Below are 20,413 nucleotides of genomic sequence, written 5' to 3' on the forward strand. Positions count from 1 at the left end.
AAGTTGAAAATAAATCCGATTTTATTTCAATACGATGTTTGTTCTGTTAGGTTTCAAGGGTTTCTTATTTTCTTCGTAACATAGCTACCTGACAAATATGTAAGAACACCGATAACCATTATGGTCAAAATCTCAATCACCACTTCAAAAGGTGCAGCCTTAATGCCGAACGCAACTTTATGGCTTCCGAAGTTAATTGCAGCATACGAGTCACGGATGTCCGGCACGTATTTCAAGGTGGTATAGAAGCCCATGAACATTTGAAAGGCATAGTACACAATAACCAAAGTAATTGCGAAGATCAAAGATCGAAATATCCTTTTTCGCATTAAGAGCTCCTTCCGAGTCTGAATTTACTTATATTTTCCATAATAACCCTTTTTACGCGAATTCTCCAGTTTGCAAATAATGGGGGATTGAAACAAAAAAAGCAGACCCACAAGGGATCCGCTCGATCTTGATTACAAATGTAAATTTCGTTCTTCTTTCCGAAGCTTGCGTGCGGCAAATCGCATCTCAGCCGTTTCGAAAAGTCGTTTCTCCTCTTCCGTCTCAGGGATAATGCCCGGAACCTCACAAGGCTGGCCGTATTCGTCTAGAGCGACGAAAGTTAGATAGGAATTGGCTGTGCGTTTCTTCTCGCCGGTCAACAGGTTCTCCGATTCAATTTTCACGAATACTTCCATTGAACTTCGGTGCGTCCAGGTGACGAACGCCTCCAGTTGAATAGCTTCACCAAGCTTAACAGGCGCATAAAAGTCCAAGCTGTCGCTTGAAGCGGTGACAACCCCCCTGCGCGAATGGCGCATGGAAGCAATCGTTGCAACCTTGTCGATGTACTGCATGACACGTCCGCCAAACACGGTATTGTGATAATTCGTGTCAGCAGGCAAAATAATTTCGGTCAACACGGTTCGGGAGAGTCTTGCTGGTTTAGCTTCCATGTCGTTTCCTCCTGATGATGACGATAGGCTGTAAGTAAATTATTTCTTATTCGTAGTTTAGCTGAAGTTTGCCTGCGGCTTGCTTTGCCAAACTGCGTGCTTCCTCAACAGTTTCTCCGCTGCTGAGTGCAACCGCCATACGGCGGCCGACTTTCGTCTCCGGCTTGCCAAACACGCGAACTTGCGTATTCGGAACGGATAACGCTTCTTCAAGCCCGCTGATTGTATATTCTACTTGTTCGCGGTCTGCTTTGAGCGTGTAGCTTGCGCCGGGTGTTAAAAGGCGAATACCCGTGATCGGCAATCCAAGAATCGCTCTTGCGTGCAGAGCAAATTCGCTCAAATCCTGCGTCGCCATAGTGACCATGCCTGTATCATGAGGACGAGGCGAAACTTCACTGAAGTATACGCCATCTTTGGTCAAAAATAGCTCAACGCCATAGATGCCATAGCCGCCAAGCGCGTCTGTAATCGTTTTGGCCATATGCTGTGCATCAAGAATTTGCTGCGACGTCATTGCGTGCGGTTGCCAGGATTCGATGTAATCCCCGTCTTTTTGAATGTGGCCGATTGGCTCACAATACGTTGTACCGGAAACGGAACGAACCGTCAACAGCGTTATTTCAGACTCAAAATGAATGAATTCTTCAACAATGACTCGAGCGTTTTTGGCACGTCCGCCCTCCATTGCGATGTTCCATGATTGTTCCACATTCTCAGGCGTCCGGCACACACTTTGACCTTTGCCCGAGGAGCTCATGATTGGCTTAATAACACAAGGCGTACCGATTTCAGCAACAGCCGCATGCAGCTCTTCAAGACTGTTTGCAAAAGCATACTTGGCTGTTCTCAGCTCAAGTGTTTCAGAGGCAAGGCGGCGAATACCCTCCCGGTCCATCGTTAATCGAGAAGCTGTTGCTGTTGGAATTACACGGTAGCCTTCTTTCTCAAGTTCTACAAGAACTGGAGTAGCAATGGCTTCAATTTCAGGTACGATTAGATCTGGCCGCTCTTGCTCGATCAACGCTCTAAGCTGCTCCCCATCTAGCATATTGATCACATGGCTGCGATGCGCTACTTGCATAGCTGGAGCATTCGCGTAACGATCCACGGCAATAGTCTCAATCCCTAGACGCTGTGCTTCGATGACGACTTCTTTCCCAAGTTCTCCTGATCCCAGCAGCATGATTTTCTTCGCTTTGTTTGATAATGGTGCTCCGTACATGAAATGATTTCCCCCTTAATGTTTTCCAAACGGAAGTAAACTTATAACAGCAAATGGATATGTATGTAAATAAACATAACAAGAATGGCATAAACAGGGTAATTAGCCAGCAATCCTGCGCAAATACCCTGATCTATTGTAAAGGATTTCGACATTAAAAGATAGATTTCAGCAAAAGTTTGCGTAAAATCGGCACGAGCTGCTCGGTTAATTCCTCCACACGTGGCACAACAATGCTGCTTCGACCATACATATTGCGCATCGCTGCCCGTTCTGTTTCATGTACGGTTCCTCCACTAGCTAAAAAGATTGAAATGACCTCGATGCCAAGCCTACGTGCTCTCATGACGGCTTCGTAGGTATCCAGGATACCTACGTCGTTATAATTCGCTGCGGACGGCTCCCCATCCGAGAAAACCAAGAGGATGCGCTGCCGCTCAGCACGCCGCAGCAAGCGGTCTGTCATGCAGCGAATCGCGAAGCCATCGCGGTTATCCTGCTGCGGCTCCAGCTGCATCAGAGCCGCGCCGCTTCCAGAAGCGAGCGAGGAGCCGAAGTCCACAGCAACCTGGAACAGGTTAGGTGCTTCGCGCTCCGTTACGCGGTCCGCGTCCTCCCAGAATCCCACGATTTCGTGGGGGATTCGCAAGGACTGGAGGGTCTCGTGAAATAACACGAGACCCAGCTTGGTTTCGTCCATTTTGTCGTACATGGACGCGGAGCAGTCGACGAGCAGCGCGAATGCTGCGTCGAGCTGCGGGACCGGCGCGCGCTTCTTATAGAAGAGGCGCGGCATCTCTTGCGTGAAGGCTCGTGTCAGCCGCTTATCGAGCCGCCCAAACAGGCGATCGCCGCGCGGGGCGATCCGCTTCTGCTCCAGCGTGCGCCTAATCGCACGCTGCAAAGGCTTCGCGAGCGGCGCTGCGCGCTCGCTCAGGCGCCTGAAGGCGGCCTCCTGCGCAGCAGTTGGCCGCCCAGGCGCAAGCCATGTCGCCGTCGCGTACGCGGCGACATCGCCCTCCCCGTGCCCCGCGGCAGCGGGCACGGCGGCCTTGAGGCGCCGCTCGCCGGAGGCGGCGCCGGTGCGCTGGGCGCGCAGCGAGTGCCCCTGGACGATGGCGAGCGCCTGATCGGCAGCGTCGCCCTCGCGGGGCGCAGATCCGAGCGCGGCTGTGCGCGAGCCGCGCTCCAGCTCGAACCGCAGCAGCCCCGGGCTGCGGTCGCTGCTTTCGCGGTGCCAGGTCGGCAGGCGCTCCTGGCCCGGCAATTGACGCTTCCCTTCCTTCTCGGGGAGCACATCGTCATTGGCGAGCCGCTTAGCGCGCTTGAGCTCGCCTTTATACCCCGCGGGCAGCGGCTCTGCTACGCCGCCCCCTGGCTGCATCCAGAAATAAGCGGAACTCGCATCTCTGTCCAGCCAATAAGCCAGCGCGTCCACCATTTCCTCGCAGCTGGCGGCTACCTGCGCCGTATGCTCTGCTTCCTCGATACCCTCTAGAATCGGGTATAACGGCGTTAGCCGCGCTGTCAAACCCACACTTTCAGCCGCGCTCCACTCCGCACCGGTAAACCAGCCATAAATCAATAAAATTAAGGCATCAGCTAGTTCACCTTTGCTCAGATGCGTTCGCAGTTTATGTCCGAAATAAGCCCCATAAATGCGGTGCCGCTCCGAGAAAACACGCGCAGTTCCAGGCCTGCGGGCACGGCAAATACGTTCCAGCCGCATATCTTCACACAAGGCAAACAGCGAGTTCGCCAGCTTAGGAAGCGACGATTGCTGACTTCCTTTGAGGTAGGACTTCACAGCGTCTGCGCTGGTAAACCATGCTGTTCCAATGCCTCGGAGGTAGACATCGCTTTTCATCCCTGAAGCTTTATCCAGTGGCGGATAATCCCACCAAAACTGGCTAACGGTCATACGCGCTGTGCTTTCTTCATAATCAGCGTGAAATGCGGCTTCGACCTCGAGCTCCTTGCGTTTCGTGAACATCCGACCCAAATCCACTAACTGCATCTGCAGCATTGCGTCGATTTTATCTTCAAGCATACCGATTTTTCCTACAAACATTGGCTTAGAATAACGTTTCTGCCGCGTTGATCACGGCTGCACGTTCCCTTTCATCCTCCAGTTTGTCCGCAATCGCTCGGGCTACGGCTCGCATCGGAGGAATATATGCTGTAAGATCACAAGCATCGAGCAGCGCTCTTATCGACCCCGCTTCATCAGGCAGTTGCCCCATCTCGATCAGGGTTAACAGATCAGCTGACAGCTGCACATAAGTTCTCAACTGCTTGTCATCACGCAAAACAGACTTGCTTTTCAAAAGCTTGTACAAAGCGTCCCCTTGCAAATAAGGAATATCAACGGTCACAAACCTATTTTTCAATGCTTCGTTCAAAGGCACAGTTCCCATATATCCTTCATTAATCGCAGCTACGACTCTGAAATCAGGATGAGCGGTGATGACTTCCCCGGTAAATGGATTCGTAATCGATCTTCGATAATCCAGTACACCGTTGATGAGTGACAACGTCTCTGGTTTCGCCATATTAATTTCGTCTATGTATAGAAAATGTCCCTTCGTCATCGCTTTCATGATCGGTCCAGGAATAAAAACAATCTGTGATTTCCCCTGTTCGTCGTGGGACAAAGTTTTGAACCCAAGCAATGCTTCGGCATCCAAATCGGTTGAACAATTCACGGCATGCATCGGTTGATTAAAAATCGCCGAAACATGCTCGGCAAGCTTCGTTTTTCCAGAACCAGTCGGGCCTTCGAGCAGGACATTTTTACCCAAAAATAACGCAATAATGGTATCGACCAAAATATCTTCACGAGGTGCCTCAAAAGCAGCTGCCCCTATTAGTTTAGCATCCTCTGTGTTCGAGTTCGTTTGTGCTCTCTTTAGTTCCAATTGCTTTCTAATCTCTTGCGGTACGGCTTCAGTTAGCATATCTTTTGATGTTCCTCTCCTGATTCCTTTGTTCTTTAACTATTTATCAGGAAAGCTAACGTTGTCAAGCCTTTCAAGGCAGCCAAGGTTCTTCAATAACCGAATGTGAATAGAAAGCCATCGCTTCTCCACATTTGGGGCAGCTTGGCTTGGAAGACGATTCGTTGTACAACTGTGCTAGCGCATAGGAGGTTTCGCTATTTATCGCTTGAATGACATCATCCGGATGCACGAAATCACATTGGCGTGAACTGCAATAGGCTCGGACTTTAAATTTATTGCTCATTTTTGTGCTTTGACGTGTCATGCCTGTAGATCGCTGCCTTTAGTTGAAACATCGTCATACTCCTTTTTTCTAATAAGATCATCCAAAAACTAAGACAAAACCCCCAGCAGGAGGCTGAGGGAGATATGTGTACCTTGCCCGCTTGCGTCTTCTCTTAAGGCAGCATGTTTCTTTGGCCTGTGGAATAGCTTGGGAAAGCATACTGGATCATTGTGTTAAATTCGTTGAGATACGTATCCATGTGTTTATTGTTTTGCTGCTGACCATCGTAATACATCATGCGATTCACGAAATGCGGATTCGTAGAAATGAAAATATTCGCTTCCGGATATATCCGAGTCAGAAGATTCCTTATGGCGTTCGCGCTTTCTGCAGGCAAGGGTTTGGCGGAGAGCCAATCCATCTGAGCTCCCGCTCCTGAACCAAATAATCCAGCCCCGTTTTCCGGGTCGTTGGTTTTACTAAGCATTTTCATACCTTCGTCACCGGCACCCATTGCTTGCATCCCGCCCATATCTACAGCCACATAAATATTGTTATCTGTAATCGCGACAGCCGTGTTCCCTAGGTGAGCCTCCTGAATGACGCCATCTGCTAAATCCCGGTTCATCGTCAGATGCGTATTCGTATGGGCTTTAACGGTATCAAGCGTAGTCGGTTGCATGGATGGCAGCGGTGATTGATTGACACTTTTAGCACCAAGTGAAGAATTTTCATTGTTCCTGAGACTCGTATCCCATGCGCCAGCATTCGGATTAGACGAACTTGCTCCTGCATGATTATTCGGACTTGCAGCTGAGCAGCCCACTGCTGTGCTTACTAGTACAATTGAAAGTGTAAGTTGGATCAACGTTTTTTTCATAAAAAAGCTCCCCCTTTTTCTTTACTTCTTGCCATTTTCCTGCGCTTCTGGTGTGTAAGCAATCAAGGAGACTTCATAACCTAATTGTTCCCTCATACGGGATTCTAGCTTGCGGAGATCTTCCAGCAGATCCTCGTGCGCCCCTAAATTTGCGAATTGATAAGCATTTATGCTCATGATTTCATCCTCCTTCCTGAAAAATAACGATTAGCTTTAATATGGTCATTTATCCCCATTTTTACTAAATAATAAAAGAGCAAGTTATAACTTCAGCATAAAAAAAGCCCGCCGCCAATTCATTCATTGGCAAGCAGGCTTTTCAAATTCCTAGTCGTCTTTCTTACGCGTTTTATCCAATTCTTCAAGCAATTTGCGAACCGCATCCGGATCGGCTGACCCGTTTTCTTTAAAAGCTCTTAGCTTATTTAGCAAATCTGCTGCGATAGCTTCATCCTCTGACTGCTCCGCTTCATGAGCGGGATCAAACCAGATGTAGAAACCTTCCGGCCCGTTGCGCAAGAAGGCTTTACGCCAAAACTCCGGATACGCATAACCTTGTTCTCCAAATATCATGCCAAGCACATCATCACTGTCAATCGGCAGCAAATAATGAAACGACTCCGGTTCCCCGGTATTTGTAAAATCACGGTGCATATAAGCATAATGAAGATAATGCTCGCCTGTCTCTGCATCTTTGGAAACCTCGTACAGATCCAGTTCCGTTTGAAGCAATTCTTTGACAGGAACAATCCGTGAGGCAATTGTTTCAGCGGAAATCTTTTGATGATGAATGAAAGATGCTTCATGTTCCATTTAAACTCACCTCTTTCCTTACCCGACTATCTTGCAATTTGTTTAGCTGCCTAACATTAGGTTATGAGTCTGATCTACGAGTTGATTCCATGATCGCATTACGCAAAGAACGTTTAGGCAGCTTCCATTTATAAAACACGGATAACATCCTCAAAATGACGATAAGTGCAAAAAGCACGGAAATCTGCCACGCTCCTTGCGACCAGCCCAAACCAACCAACGCACCAGCCAACATGCCCCATACCGCATAAATTTCGTCCTTCAGCACAAGTGGCTTACGACCAGCCAGCACATCTCGGACCATGCCGCCGCCAATCCCTGTCAAAACAGCAGCCACAATTACAGCACTTAGCGGATGCCCCATATTTGTTGCATAGAAAGCACCTTGAATTGAGAAGGCTGCTAAGCCGATAGCATCAAAGAAAGCTTCCCACGTCTTCCACACCCGAATATATTTGACCGGCATCAGGAAGACCAAGGTCATAGCAAATAAGGCGATTTGAAAATATAGTCCTTGCTCCCACAACAAGACGACCGGTTTGCCAATCAACAAATTTCGAATGACACCACCACCGAATGCTGTTACGAGTCCAAGAACGTAGACTCCTAGAATATCATAATCTTCCTCCATCGCAACAATCGCTCCACTTACTGCGAAGGCGATTGTTCCGATGATACTAAACAACTCCCAATTCACTTGCTGCAGCCCCTGTCTACTCGATGTCCCAGTTCAATTTAACTTCATTGCCGGTTTGTGAGGATTGGTAAATCGCATCTAAAATTAAATTATTCGTATAGCCTGTCATGACTGAGGTAATTGGTTGTTGACCGCTTTCGATACAAGATAGGAAGTGTCTCATCATACGTACACGAGGCCCTTCATCCAGCTCAGGTATCGTCAGATCCACATCAGCTTCGCGGTCAAACATTTCCGCCAGAAGCTTCCCTTTATTTCCACGAATCGAGGCGCCTCCTTCGGAACCAAGCAGCTGAACATAAGGCTGACTATCTGTTTCAATGAGTGCAGCCCAGCTTACATCGAGTGATAGGGTTGCACCATTATCAAGCTTAATTAACGCTGTAGCCAAATCTTCTACATCGTATTGCCCATCCCAGTTCGGTGTCCCCCAGGAGCCGATCCCTTTTTTACGCGGACCAAACTCTGCATAGGTTGCCCCATAAACCGAAACCGGTTTCGGATTCCCCATCAAATAGAGGGATAAATCTAACATATGTACTCCTAAATCAATTAAGGGGCCGCCGCCGGATTTACCCATCTGTGTAAACCAAGTTCCCCAACCAGGAATTCCTTTGCGTCTCATCCATCCTGCTTTGGCATGATAAATATGGCCTAACGCACCTTTGTCAACCTGTTGTTTGACAGCCTGTGAAAGGACCTCCCAACGCAGTTGGTGCGGAATCATCAACACTTTACCAGCCTTACGCTCTGCTTCTACAATTTGTCTAGCCGATTCGAGATTGAGTGCCATAGGTTTCTCCAGCATGACATGTTTACCTGCTTCTAACGCTTGGATGGCAATAGGCGCATGCCATTCATTGGATACAGCAATAACAACCGCATCGATGCTTGGATCAGCAAGCAGCTTGTCCGTACTCTCATATACCCGCTCAATGTTATACTGTTTGGCTCTAGCCTCTGCAAGTGGTAAGTACACATCTGTTACCGCGGCAATTTCTGCTTCCGGCACTTTTTTCAGCACTTCCATATGGACATTTCCGATGTTTCCGGAACCGATAATACCGATGCGGATTGGTTTTCTTTCTGTCATTTGAATCCCCCCAAAACATGTTTGATTACAATCTTTCTTATTATAAATGTGCTTATCTTTCCCCGCAACCGCCAATCTATCGCTCAGACCCACCATTTGTAGACGGGTATCCCGATTAATTTAAAAAGTTATTCGAGGAACTAGCCCTCTCTCGCTATTCTTTACATATAATAAGATACTAAAACTTTTTTAATAGTTTGTCTCAAACATAACTAACATTTGAATTGTATCCTAAATAGGTAGACCAGCTGGTACATTTGCCAGATGGAAGACATGAAGGAGGACTTAGCATGCAAGCAGTTACCATTAAATTCAAAAACAAATCCATTCCCGTGCTTAATTTCACACATCGCAGTTCACATATGGAATTGTTGTCCAGTAAGCTTAAGGAGTTTGAACTTCATTTTGAATTCCGCCGCAAATTAAAAATGATCTCGCTCATCGAGATCATTGGTGATGTCGCTATTTTTAAATATAACGACGGCACAAAATTGTATTTGGAAGTTTCTTAAGTCGACTTCGGGAAATATTCCTTCTGCAGTTGACTAAGCTCCTGAAGAGAGCGTTTAGCCCATGCTTCCATTTCCGACAACTTAGAGATTTGAGCCATAAGCGCTCTCTCCAGTGATACCTGATATTCAGGAATAGCACCTGCATAGGAACGTATCGTTGAAATCGGCATTAAAGCGATCTCCTGAAACGATAATGCCCGTCTTTGATGAAAAAAGGCTACACTTGGATCCATCGGATTATGCAAATCCCCTTGTGTTGGATGTTCTTTCACAGCCAGAATACGGACTGCTGCTTTCATCGTACTCGACATTTCCACCACTTCCCCATAATAAACCCCAGTTTTATACTCAGCAATGACGTGATCTCCTATTTGAAAATTGCTCATTCGTATCATCTCCTATTAGTTACTTGCTGCTCAGGGGCAGCAGTTTGCGATATAGCTCATCCACAGATTGCATGCGGTAAATCAATTGTTTGTCATGACCTTGTTCAAATATAGCGATGCATGGCACGCTGGTAACTTGCCATTCTCGGCTAATTTGCGGAAGAAAATTAATGTTGCTCTTATACAGCGGCAAAGCAGGCTGCATTGTCAAAATAATCTCTAACATACGTTCTGTCACTTTGCATGTCCCACAAAGTGGCGTGTACAGAAATACAGCAAAGGACTCCTCCTGCCTGTTAACGATCTCAAACAATTCCTGTTGAGACAGCTCCTTCATGCTAACCTCCTCGTTCATCTAACCAAGTCAAACTGTCGGCCGCATAGCCGATAAGATGAGGGAAATCATCCAAATGACTCTCATCGACTTTTCTGCCAAAAGAAAGCGTAATTTGATTATGATACATCATCGGGAAAATTCCGTATTTGTAAGAAAGAAGTTGTGTGATTTGCGGACGATGCTCCCAAATACGGCCTAACTGCTCTTCGATATGCTTGCATTCTATTTCTGGATTCTTAACTTTCGTGAAAAGCTTAATCGTAAGCGTACAGCCTGGTTTAGCTGTAGGGTTTTCTAAAATTTCAGCAGCCAAATCGCTTAGATGAACATGCAAATTAATTTCAGCTTTGCTCGGCTTATCGATTTTTCTTGCAAATTCAATCGCATACGTTCGTGACATCGAAGAAAGATCTACAAGATCTTCCCTGCGTGTAATTAAGATTTTGCCATCCAAATCCAAATCGTAGACGGCTCCTTCTAGAACTACCTTAATGTTGTCGTAGATCGTTGGGTCAAACATCGTTCACACCTTCTTTCATCTTTTGTTTGATTCGATTATACTATTAACATATCACGGTAAAGAAGGTGTTTCTATGTCAGACAAGCCACAAGATCAGCTGGACGAACAACAAGGTCCTAAGAAAGTAAGCCTAGCGGATGCGATCAAACAAAAGTTAGCTCAGAAGAAAGCGGATCAAGCCGCAGCACGTGCAAACCCTAAACAAGCAGGCAATGCCAACCAAAGTGCCAAAAGTCAAATGACCAAAAAAGTGAATAATCAACGCCGTCGTACTGGCGGAAGCTAGAGCTATGTAGGCAAAAGCGCCCTGAGAGTCAAACATCAGGGCGCTTTTCATTTGGTCTTACGCGTATTGAGCTTCGCGCAATTTTTTTACATCTTCGTTTTCCAGGTATTCATCATACGTAAGCATTTTGTCGATGAACCCTTTTGGTGTAATTTCCATAACGCGATTAGCAATCGTTTGAATGAACTGATGGTCATGGGAAACGAATAACATCGTACCGTCAAAATCAACAAGTCCGTTATTAAGCGCGGTGATGGATTCCAGATCCAAGTGGTTGGTAGGTTCATCAAGAATGAGAACATTGGCACCACTTAGCATCATTTTGGAGAACATGCAGCGTACTTTTTCTCCTCCGGATAGCACGTTAGCTTTTTTCAAAGCCTCTTCACCAGAGAACAACATACGTCCTAAGAAACCACGAAGGAATGATTCATCTGGGTCTTTGGAATACTGGCGAAGCCAATCCACCAAGTTTAACTCGGAATTGAAATAGTCTTGACTATCTTTTGGGAAATACGCTTGCGAAGTCGTAACCCCCCATGTGAACGTGCCCGAGTCTGCTTCCATCTCACCCATAAGGATTTTGAAAAGCGTCGTTTTGGCAATACCGTCCGGACCAACGAACGCGACTTTATCCCCTTTGTTAAGCGTGAAAGTAATATTATCCAATACTTTAACGCCATCAATCGTTTTGGAGATACTCTCAACAGCTAGCAGCTGTTTACCAGCTTCACGCTCACCTTTGAAGTGAATGAACGGATATTTACGGCTAGAAGGGCGAATATCTTCAAGAGTAAGCTTCTCGAGTTGTTTTTTACGGGAAGTTGCTTGCTTGGATTTGGACGCATTCGCACTAAATCGAGCGATAAAGGCTTCCAACTCTTTACGTTTTTCTTCTGTTTTCTTGTTAGCATCTCTTGTAAGTCTTAGAGCCAATTGGCTAGATTCATACCACCAATCATAGTTACCCACGTACATTTGAATTTTACCAAAATCAATATCCGCAATGTGTGTACACACTTGGTTCAGGAAGTGACGATCATGGGATACAACGATAACTGTGCCTTCGAAACGAGCAAGGAAGTTCTCCAGCCAGCGAATCGACTCCAAGTTCAAATGGTTGGTAGGCTCATCGAGCAGTAAAATGTTCGGATTGCCGAACAACGCTTGCGCCAAGAGAACACGAACTTTCTCGTTGCCGTCGAGGTCTTTCATCTTCGTATCATGCAGGGAAGTTGGAATGCCTAGACCAATCAATAGCTCTGCCGCATCGGACTCTGCCTGCCAGCCATCAAGATCCTGGAACTCGCCTTCGAGTTCTGCAGCTCTCATGCCATCTTCTTCAGAGAAATCTGCTTTTGCGTACAGCGCATCCTTCTCTTCCATGATTTTGAACAAACGAGAATGACCCATTACAACGGTTTTCAAAACTTCAATGTCGTCAAACTCGTAATGGTTTTGTTTGAGTACGGCCATTCTTTCACCAGGAGTGATAGACACTTCACCTGTGTTCGGCTCAATTTCACCGGAAAGAATTTTTAGAAATGTAGATTTCCCTGCACCGTTCGCACCGATCAGACCATAACAGTTACCTGGCGTAAATTTAATATTAGCGTCTTCAAAAAGCGCTCTTTTGCCGTAACGAAGCGTTACGTTATTAACATTAATCATGTGGAATACATACCTGCCTTTATTGTAGTTTCTTCTATCATAACTTATTTCGCTCTATTTCTTCTACCAACTCGGATAAATAAGTCCATCTTTCCATTGCTGCTTCCAAATCGGCTGTTGTTTGCTGCTCCTGCTCATACAATTCGCGTACGCGATCAAAATCGCTGCCAGCCGTTTCAATCTGCTGTTTCAAGCTTGCCGCCTTGTCTTCCAAAGCAGCAATCGTTCCCTCGATTTCATCCCATTCCTTCTGTTCTTTGAACGTTAACTTCTTAGGACGGTTTGAATTCGTTGAGCCGCTTGAAGCTGCGGAATTATTGGCTGCTGCTTTGCTATTGCCAGCATTGCTGCTTACTTGACGGGCCAATTCTTTACGTGCTTGCTCTGCCTCTTCTTGCTCTTGCTTCTCCTCCAAATAATCAGAGTAATTGCCAATGTAAGGCTCGATTCCTCCTTGGCCATCAAAAGCAAACAGATGCGTAACCGTGCGATCCAAAAAGTATCGATCATGGGACACGGTAATAACGGCTCCTGGGAAACTATCCAGATAATCTTCCAGTATGGTCAACGTTTGGATGTCTAAATCGTTCGTCGGCTCATCGAGCAGCAGCACATTCGGTTCTCCCATAAGTGTACGCAGCAAATATAGTCTGCGGCGTTCTCCGCCTGACAGTTTCCCGATAGGTGACCACTGCAGTGTGGGAGAGAACATGAAACGTTCGAGCATTTGCGAAGCAGGAATTGTTTCGCCATCCGACGTACGGATCAGTTCAGCCGCTTCCTTGATGTAATCGATGACGCGCATCTTCTCATCCATCTCAACCGTTTCTTGTGTGTAATACGCAAGTTTCACGGTTTGGCCGGTCTCGATCGTGCCGCTGTCGGGCTGAATGCGCCCTGCGAGCATGTTCAGCAGCGTCGATTTGCCGCTGCCGTTAGGGCCAATGATGCCGAGGCGATCCTTCGGCATCACGATGTAGCTGAAGTCGCTCAGCAGCGTCTTTCCGCCTGAGAAAGCTTTGGTGACGGCTTCCAGCTCCATCACCTTCTTGCCTAGGCGGCTGCCAGCCAGCGCCATGTCTAGCTTATCTGCGGGACCGTCCACTTTGTGGTCCCGCAGATCCTCGGCGCGTTGCACGCGCGCCTTCTGCTTCGTCGTACGCGCCTTCGCGCCGCGACGGAGCCAGGCCAACTCGCGGCGCATAAGATTCTGCCGCTTATCTTCACTGGCGGCTTCGGACTCCATCCGCTCCGCCTTTTTCTCGAGGAACGCCTCGTAGTTGCCCTCGTAGCTGTAGATCTTGCCCCGGTCCAGTTCCAGGATGCGGTTCGTGACCCGCTCCAGGAAGTACCGGTCATGGGTAACGAGCAGCAACGCGCCGCGCCACTTGCCGAGGTATTCCTCGAGCCAGATAGCGGTCTCGTTATCGATATGGTTCGTCGGCTCATCCAGGATGAGCAGATCGGCGGGTTGGATCAGAACGCGCGCCATGGCGACGCGTTTGCGCTGACCGCCGGACAGCAGGCCGACGGGCTTGTCGAACTCGCTGATGCCTAGCTTCATCAGCACGGTTTTGGCCAAGGTGCTGGCTTCCCAGGCACCTTGTTCATCCATGCGCGACTGGGCTGTGAACAGCCGCGCTTGCTTTTTCTCGCTGGAGGGATCAAGCTCCAGCTCAGCAAGGGCCAGCTCATAGTCGCGCAGCGTCTTCATGAGCGGCGTGTCGCCGTGGAATACTTGCTCAAGGACTGTGGAGTTCGGATCGAACTCCGGGTTCTGCGGCAAGAATTCCACTCGGAAATGGTTCGCGTGCAAGAGCTTGCCGCGATCCGCTGTTTCCAGTCCCGCTAGCAGCTTCAGCAGCGTGGACTTGCCTGTGCCGTTCACGCCGATGAGACCGATGCGCTGCTTCTCGTTCACCGTGAAGTTGATGTCATCGAACAAAACTTTGTCGCCAAAAGTTTTGGTAATATTGACTGCACTCAAAATATTCATGCTTCTACAGGCTCCATGACGTAAGCTGCAAGAAGGGCTGCTGTGTTAACTACAGCATCCATATGCGTCCGCTCCATGCTGTGTGACGCATGAACACCAGGGCCTACCAACGCTGCGCGAATATCGCGTCCACCTTTGAGCGCGGCCGAGGCGTCTGAGCCATACCTTGGATAAATATCAACCGCATAGCCGATTTCCAGCTTCTCGGCAAGCTCGATCATTTTGGAAGTCATCTGATAGTCGTAAGGACCTGACGAATCCTTAGCGCAAATGGAGACATCACGTTCGCTACCGCTCAAGTCATCGCCAAGCGCACCCATATCAACGGCAATAAAGTCCGTAATATCTTCTGGGATGAAGGCAGACCCGTGTCCAACCTCTTCATAATTGGAGAAAAACAGTTTTATCGTAAAGAGCGGCTTCAAGCCTTCTTCTTTGATAAGTCTAAGCAGACCGAACAACGAAGCTACACTCGCTTTATCATCCAAATGACGAGACTTCACGAAGCCATTTTCCTTCACTTGTACACGTGGATCGAAGGAAATGTAATCCCCAACCCGGATGCCAAGCTCCTGAACTTCTTTTTTGGACTTTACAAGCTCATCGATGCGCACTTCCATGTTGGCTTCATCGCGTTTGAACTCTCTGGCATCTTCATAAACGTGTACAGATGGCCTTGATGTGAGAATCGTCCCATCATAAACACGCTCGTCACGTGTATGAATTTGAACATATTCATTCTCAATAGCGCCCATCATGAATCCGCCCAATGAAGTAATCTTAAGCGTGCCGTTCTCTTTAATAGAACGAACCATCGCACCAAGGGTATCCACGTGCGCAGAAATACCAATAACCCGGTCATTACGGACTCCTGGAACCGTTACAATGCCGCAGCCCTTATTCGTATATGTAAGCTCATAACCAAGCTTATTCACTTCTTGTTCTACCTTTTTCATAATGTGGTGCGTATAACCTGTCGGACTTGGTGTACGCAGCAGCATTTCGAGCACTTCCGTCATATAAGCTTTATTTAATTTGGATTTCAATTGGGATTCCTCCCTTTTCTATAATTTATTAAGATTCCTATAAACACACAAAAAACAGTGCAGCCTAGGAATTTTAGCTGCGTTAGCGGCATAAGCCGCAATGCTAACCCCTTCTAAGGATACTACACTGTTCCCTTATGTTTTTCAAACCCAATTAGCTTACAAAATCAACGCAAATGGAAGTCCCATCAAGTACTGTCTTCATATGAGCCTTCACACCTTCATGAATAGGGTGAGTGTCATATGCTTTTAAATCCTCTAAAGAATCGAATTTTGTAATCAAAGCAATATCATACGAACGCTCCAAATGAAGAATATCTGTCCCTACTTCAATATGGCGCAATACGGGAATTTTTCCTTCCATATTCGTAAGAACCGCTTTCGTTACTTCTACAGCTTCAGGACTACGATCTTTGAGTTTAAAAAACACAACATGAGTTAACATTGGACATTTCCTCCTAAATGGTTAATTCGTTACTTCTACTTTGGCAGACCATTCTTCCACATCCCAAACCCTAGTTACCCAACCTTCATAAAATTCCGGTTCGTGACAAACAAGCAAAACCGTTCCTTTATACGCGATCAAAGCTCTTTGGAGTTCTTCTTTGGCAACAACGTCCAAATGGTTTGTTGGCTCATCGAACAACAACCAGTTGCTTTCTCTCATCAGCAGTTTGCAAAGCCTTACTTTGGCTTGTTCTCCCCCGCTGAGCATGCTCATGGCACGCGTGATGTGCTCATTTTTCAAACCACATCTTGCTAGAGCGCCCCTGACTTCATTCTGATTCATCGAGGAAAACTCATTCCAAACGTCGTCAATCGGCGTCATATTGGGCGCTTTAACCTCTTGCTCAAAGTAAGCTGGGCTTAAGTAATCGCCTTGATACGTTTTGCCGCTGAAAGGTTCGATTTTCCCTAGAATTGTTTTGAGCAGCGTAGATTTCCCCACACCGTTGCAACCAACGATCGCAATTTTCTCGCCGCGTTCAATCGTCACATTCATTTTCGGTAAAAGCGGACGGTCGTATCCAATTTCCAAATTTTCTGCCTCAAATACGATTCTACCACTTGTACGAGATTCCTTAAATATGAACGTGGGTTTCATCGCGCTTTCTGGCTTTTCAATTCGATCCACTTTCTCCAGCTGCTTCTGACGGCTTTTGGCACGCGTAGAGGTGGAGGCCCTGGCTTTATTGCGGGCAATAAAGTCTTCCTGTTTTTTGATGTACTCTTGCTGCTTCTCATAAGCATCGATATGTTGCGATTTGTTCATTTCCGCCATGTCCAGGAATTTCTCATAATTCGCCGTATAACGAGTCAGCTTCGTAAACTCCAAATGATAGATCACGTTAACGACTTCATTCATAAATTCCGTATCATGTGAAATCAGCATAAACGCATATGGATAATCTTTGAGGTATATTTTTAACCACTCAATATGTTCCACGTCCAAATAGTTCGTAGGCTCATCCAAAAGCAGCACGGTTGGCTTTTCCAAGAGCAGCTTGGCCAAAAGAACTTTGGTCCGCTGTCCACCGCTGAGTGACGTCACATCACGGTCTAGCCCAATTGCATTAAGGCCAAGTCCATTCGCCATCTCATCAATTTTGACGTCCAGCAAGTAAAAGTCGCCGATTTCCAAACGTTCCTGGATCTCACCCATCTGCTCAAGAAGAACTTCCAGTTCTTCGGGCGAGGCATCCGCCATCTTTTCGGTAATGGCCATCATCGCTTTCTCTTCTTCAAAAAGAGGTAGGAACGCATCGCGCAAAATGTCGCGAATCGTCCTGCCGGCCGCTAAGACCGAATGCTGATCCAAATACCCATATTTAATTCTTGGAGTCCACTCTACTTTCCCTGTATCTTTCAATAGTTTCCCGGTCAATATATTCATTAATGTGGACTTCCCCACACCATTTGCTCCAACTATGCCAACACGCTCGCCTGCCAGTAGACGGAAGGAAACATTCTTAAATAACGTTCGATCCCCAAAACTGTGGCTCAAATCCTCTATCGTTAAAAGACTCATTTTAAAAATCTAAACTCCTGTCTGTTAAAAAATCGCACATACTCGTGACTTCTTATTATACCACTGCTATAGCTAGACAGGAAATAGTTAAATTTTCAATATCGAAAAATCATTGTTTGGCACACAATCTGAATTTCGTCGCCATCTTTTAACAAGTAAGATTGATAGGTAACTAGCGTCTCTCCATTGAGAGAAGTTCCGTTCGTAGAGCCTGTATCCTTCAGCACATAGCCCTGATCACATTTTGTTATTTCAGCATGTATTCTGGAAACACCCGCTTCTTCCAACACATAATTTGCTTTTAAATTGTCATCTCCTCGGCCTATTGTGAAATGGTCACTAAGAATTGGCACTGATTTCGGCATGCCTTGATTTTGCATTTCGAGCCTTGGCCCTTCGGGTTTGCTCTTAAGATTCCCGAGGAAAATCGTTGCATTTCTAGTGTTATTTTGAATTAATGTTGTATGCATATGTAAATTTTGATAATGACTATGAATGTCTGGAGGTTCAACTTTGGATACAGTTGATGACTCTCTCTTATTTTCAGAATGCTTATCTGGTTTTCCGAAAAAAAACGGCAATTGCTTCTCTCCAACGCCTTTGTACCGCGGCAGCCCAAGAAATTTCAATACAAACCATACGTCTGCTAATAAAATGGTTAATCCTGCTGTCAGGTGCAGCGTACTTGTTGATGGAGAAGATATATAATGCTGCCAGAGAAACGCCACTACGAGAATGACACCAATAAGGACAATTATTTGAGATATCTGTGTAATTGGGGTAAAAGCGGCCGTTTGACCAATGTTTAAATCTTGCTTCACGTCCATAATTGGCGTTTGAATCGGCCGATCTTCTACTGGGCTGATTAGGTTCGGGGGCTTAATCATCGTATTTTGTTTCCAAATCGGCTTTGGCAGTCCCTCTTGAACGGGAGATTGCTGATCCATAAGCTTCAATAGTTTTATTTTGAAATCATGTAGATTTTGGATACTCGACATTGTCTCTAACGCAGCATCTAAATCTCTCCTTGTTTCGTCATTCAACTTCGAACAAATCTGCCTCATTAAGTCTAGTATTGCGTTGTGTACATGCCATTCGTCCATACCTTGTTCTATTGGCACATACGTCAAAAACACATCAGACCAGCCGCTGCCAATAAAGATGAGATTATCTTTCAGAACAAATCCCTTCTCATGCAGCATGTAATACTTACTTTCATCAACTGCACAAACAATCGCATACATGAGCTTGGCGAAATGGCACTTGGAAAGTTCCTCAACTTTAAGCACCTGAGCAAGCATTCTCTTAGCTGATAAGCTGTAAAGCAAGTTTATTTGATTATCTACCTCTTGGATTTCGATCGGCAATATATGGGGGATCGTGTTAGCCTCAAGCATCTTAATTTGCAAAGCTGAAAGAGCATCTGCAGTCAAACCAACTCCATCATCTTTAAAGAGTCTCATATAATGACCATGCTGATAGACAAATTCGTAGCGCAGTCCGAATATTTCCTCTATCACGGGCTCACCTCCCCTCTCAAATAAAAGAGTAATACCAGGTCATTATGGCGGCTGGCATAACTGCATACATAAACGGAAACTTGATATTAGGATCACGTTTCATCCCCATCACGATGTTCAGATCATGTAACACGATGATTAAATAAAGCCACTTCACCAGTTTCTGACCCGTAGCCGCCATTTGTTTGTGCATCATTATTAAAATAAGTCCTATAAAAGCAGCACAGAGAATGGAATAAAGCATCAATAGGAAAACAAAACTTGTGCCCATCATCGCTCCTATAGCAGTAAATAGCTTCACGTCCCCTGCCCCAAGCGCACCGATAAGATAAAGCAGGAACATCGCAATAAATGCGCTTCCTGCACCGATAAACGAAAAGATTAAGCCGTTCAATCCGCTTACTGACACATTCAACATTGTTCCTATGACCACTCCGCAGATTGTAAGTTTGTTGGGGATTACCGCTCTTCGTACGTCAGTAACAAAAGCAATCGAAATAAAAATTAATAATAAATAGTGAATTCAAAGCCCTCCTCTATCTGAAACGGCATTTAAGCACCTACCCATGCCCGCTCAAACGCCCTCTTTTTCAAAAGAATCGTTTGACTTAGAAACGGAACCGGAAGTTGATACGATATTTCCGCCTCAATTCCAAAATAAGCATCACCGTCGTTATACAGACTTGGGAGTGTTACTGAGATAACCTTAAAGTTACTCCTCTGAACGGTTGAGCGATCACAAAAAGCGTATACAATCGGCGTAAACGCAGCATTTATGCGGGGTTTAACTTGCTGCTCATACAGCTCATCTTTCTCTTCTGTCACGAACTCCTCACCTTGCAGCCGCTTCTCTTTTTCCCATTTAACTAATTCGAGCAGTGGTTCAGGGATATATGCGGCATATTCATCTGCTAAACTTTCTGCGTTGGACACTTGTTCCCGTGCAGATTGAACATGGTTGATAGCTGAATTCATTATTTCTGCTGGGCCGCTCTGCTCAAACTTCACTTTAGCTTCTTGCACGAGAAGTCTTACCGGGAATAGTTGACCTGCTATAGATTTAGTTGCTTCAGAAACCCCGGCTTGTAGCGCCATTTCTAGACATGCGATTTGAATACAAATAACAAGGCCAACAACAAAGGCAAGGAAGAAAGGCAGTATTAAAGCCGCTTCCACCACGATGCCTCCCTTTTGTTCGCTATAAAACTTATGTAGCATGATGCCCCTCCTAAC

The 20,413-nt window shown here is 46.2% G+C and carries 24 protein-coding genes; 2 read left to right on the top strand and 22 right to left on the bottom strand.

From position 1 onward, the window contains the following. Nucleotides 1-53: 53 nt before the first annotated feature. The 11 genes from AC58VC_RS01390 to AC58VC_RS01440 form a co-directional block, all read right to left on the bottom strand. Nucleotides 54-329, bottom strand: a complete 276-nt coding sequence (locus AC58VC_RS01390) for a hypothetical protein (protein WP_497367096.1) — start codon at nucleotides 327-329, stop codon at nucleotides 54-56. Nucleotides 330-461: 132 nt separating this feature from the next. Further along, nucleotides 462-944 carry an acyl-CoA thioesterase gene (locus tag AC58VC_RS01395; RefSeq protein WP_477501249.1) on the bottom strand — a complete coding sequence of 161 codons (483 nt, stop codon included), beginning with the start codon at nucleotides 942-944 and terminating at the stop codon, nucleotides 462-464. Nucleotides 945-990: 46 nt separating this feature from the next. Beyond that, a complete protein-coding gene (gene purT / locus AC58VC_RS01400; protein WP_497367097.1) occupies nucleotides 991-2,169 on the bottom strand; it encodes a formate-dependent phosphoribosylglycinamide formyltransferase in 1,179 nt (392 codons plus the stop codon). Between the two features lie 154 nt (nucleotides 2,170-2,323). Next, nucleotides 2,324-4,240, bottom strand: a complete 1,917-nt coding sequence (locus AC58VC_RS01405; RefSeq protein ID WP_497367098.1) for a nitric oxide reductase activation protein NorD — start codon at nucleotides 4,238-4,240, stop codon at nucleotides 2,324-2,326. A gap of 4 nt (nucleotides 4,241-4,244) precedes the next feature. Further along, nucleotides 4,245-5,126 carry an ATP-binding protein gene (locus AC58VC_RS01410; protein WP_497367099.1) on the bottom strand — a complete coding sequence of 294 codons (882 nt, stop codon included), beginning with the start codon at nucleotides 5,124-5,126 and terminating at the stop codon, nucleotides 4,245-4,247. A 73-nt stretch (nucleotides 5,127-5,199) separates the two neighbouring features. After that, nucleotides 5,200-5,412 (bottom strand): hypothetical protein, encoded by a 213-nt coding sequence (locus tag AC58VC_RS01415; RefSeq protein WP_497367100.1) that lies wholly within the window; start codon nucleotides 5,410-5,412, stop codon nucleotides 5,200-5,202. 154 nt (nucleotides 5,413-5,566) lie between these two features. Next, entirely contained in the window at nucleotides 5,567-6,274 is a 708-nt protein-coding gene (locus tag AC58VC_RS01420; RefSeq protein WP_497367101.1) for a hypothetical protein, read from the bottom strand. 21 nt (nucleotides 6,275-6,295) lie between these two features. Then, nucleotides 6,296-6,451, bottom strand: coding sequence for a hypothetical protein (locus AC58VC_RS01425; protein ID WP_497367102.1), 156 nt, complete (start codon nucleotides 6,449-6,451; stop codon nucleotides 6,296-6,298). Nucleotides 6,452-6,601: 150 nt separating this feature from the next. Beyond that, nucleotides 6,602-7,087, bottom strand: coding sequence for a hypothetical protein (locus AC58VC_RS01430; RefSeq protein ID WP_497367103.1), 486 nt, complete (start codon nucleotides 7,085-7,087; stop codon nucleotides 6,602-6,604). Nucleotides 7,088-7,148: 61 nt separating this feature from the next. Then, entirely contained in the window at nucleotides 7,149-7,784 is a 636-nt protein-coding gene (locus AC58VC_RS01435) for a trimeric intracellular cation channel family protein (protein WP_145655003.1), read from the bottom strand. A 16-nt stretch (nucleotides 7,785-7,800) separates the two neighbouring features. Further along, nucleotides 7,801-8,877, bottom strand: coding sequence for a Gfo/Idh/MocA family protein (locus tag AC58VC_RS01440; protein WP_497367104.1), 1,077 nt, complete (start codon nucleotides 8,875-8,877; stop codon nucleotides 7,801-7,803). Nucleotides 8,878-9,167: 290 nt separating this feature from the next. On the opposite strand from AC58VC_RS01440, the gene AC58VC_RS01445 reads away from it, so the two are divergent. Next, the gene (locus tag AC58VC_RS01445; protein WP_127451768.1) at nucleotides 9,168-9,389 is read left to right on the top strand and encodes a hypothetical protein; all 222 of its coding nucleotides are present in this window, start codon (nucleotides 9,168-9,170) and stop codon (nucleotides 9,387-9,389) included. Here AC58VC_RS01445 and kapB read toward each other — a convergent pair. From kapB to AC58VC_RS01460, 3 genes are read right to left on the bottom strand one after another with little or no spacing between them, the layout of a single operon-like run. Next, nucleotides 9,386-9,775 carry a kinase-associated lipoprotein KapB gene (kapB, locus tag AC58VC_RS01450; RefSeq protein ID WP_497367105.1) on the bottom strand — a complete coding sequence of 130 codons (390 nt, stop codon included), beginning with the start codon at nucleotides 9,773-9,775 and terminating at the stop codon, nucleotides 9,386-9,388. The two genes, AC58VC_RS01445 and kapB, sit on opposite strands and share 4 nt — an antisense overlap. Before the next feature lie 19 nt (nucleotides 9,776-9,794). Then, nucleotides 9,795-10,112, bottom strand: a complete 318-nt coding sequence (locus AC58VC_RS01455; RefSeq protein ID WP_497367106.1) for a thioredoxin family protein — start codon at nucleotides 10,110-10,112, stop codon at nucleotides 9,795-9,797. 1 nt (nucleotide 10,113) lies between these two features. Then, nucleotides 10,114-10,632, bottom strand: a complete 519-nt coding sequence (locus AC58VC_RS01460; RefSeq protein WP_477500704.1) for a hypothetical protein — start codon at nucleotides 10,630-10,632, stop codon at nucleotides 10,114-10,116. 73 nt (nucleotides 10,633-10,705) lie between these two features. Between AC58VC_RS01460 and AC58VC_RS01465 the strand changes: the two genes are divergently transcribed. Further along, nucleotides 10,706-10,918: a hypothetical protein gene (locus AC58VC_RS01465; protein WP_497367107.1), complete on the top strand. Its 213-nt coding sequence runs from the start codon at nucleotides 10,706-10,708 to the stop codon at nucleotides 10,916-10,918. Nucleotides 10,919-10,975: 57 nt separating this feature from the next. Here the strand turns inward: AC58VC_RS01465 and AC58VC_RS01470 are convergent, their stop codons facing one another. From AC58VC_RS01470 to AC58VC_RS01505, 8 genes are all read right to left on the bottom strand, one after another. Next, on the bottom strand, nucleotides 10,976-12,589 hold the full coding sequence (locus AC58VC_RS01470; RefSeq protein ID WP_497367108.1) for an ABC-F family ATP-binding cassette domain-containing protein: 1,614 nt from the start codon (nucleotides 12,587-12,589) through the stop codon (nucleotides 10,976-10,978). 37 nt (nucleotides 12,590-12,626) lie between these two features. Next, on the bottom strand, nucleotides 12,627-14,585 hold the full coding sequence (locus tag AC58VC_RS01475; protein ID WP_497367109.1) for an ABC-F family ATP-binding cassette domain-containing protein: 1,959 nt from the start codon (nucleotides 14,583-14,585) through the stop codon (nucleotides 12,627-12,629). Continuing rightward, nucleotides 14,582-15,631 (bottom strand): M42 family metallopeptidase, encoded by a 1,050-nt coding sequence (locus AC58VC_RS01480; RefSeq protein WP_497367110.1) that lies wholly within the window; start codon nucleotides 15,629-15,631, stop codon nucleotides 14,582-14,584. Before AC58VC_RS01480 ends, AC58VC_RS01475 begins: the two co-directional genes overlap by 4 nt. 154 nt (nucleotides 15,632-15,785) lie before the next feature. After that, nucleotides 15,786-16,076, bottom strand: a complete 291-nt coding sequence (locus AC58VC_RS01485; protein WP_145655012.1) for a Dabb family protein — start codon at nucleotides 16,074-16,076, stop codon at nucleotides 15,786-15,788. 21 nt (nucleotides 16,077-16,097) lie between these two features. After that, nucleotides 16,098-17,660 carry an ABC-F family ATP-binding cassette domain-containing protein gene (locus AC58VC_RS01490; protein WP_497367111.1) on the bottom strand — a complete coding sequence of 521 codons (1,563 nt, stop codon included), beginning with the start codon at nucleotides 17,658-17,660 and terminating at the stop codon, nucleotides 16,098-16,100. A gap of 95 nt (nucleotides 17,661-17,755) precedes the next feature. Beyond that, nucleotides 17,756-19,180 (bottom strand): DUF6382 domain-containing protein, encoded by a 1,425-nt coding sequence (locus AC58VC_RS01495; RefSeq protein ID WP_497367112.1) that lies wholly within the window; start codon nucleotides 19,178-19,180, stop codon nucleotides 17,756-17,758. 16 nt (nucleotides 19,181-19,196) lie between these two features. Further along, nucleotides 19,197-19,703, bottom strand: a complete 507-nt coding sequence (locus tag AC58VC_RS01500) for an A24 family peptidase (protein ID WP_497367879.1) — start codon at nucleotides 19,701-19,703, stop codon at nucleotides 19,197-19,199. A 29-nt stretch (nucleotides 19,704-19,732) separates the two neighbouring features. Continuing rightward, nucleotides 19,733-20,398, bottom strand: a complete 666-nt coding sequence (locus AC58VC_RS01505; protein ID WP_497367113.1) for a TadE/TadG family type IV pilus assembly protein — start codon at nucleotides 20,396-20,398, stop codon at nucleotides 19,733-19,735. Nucleotides 20,399-20,413 lie beyond the last annotated feature (15 nt).

This window comes from Paenibacillus sp. J22R67, from assembly GCF_059692175.1.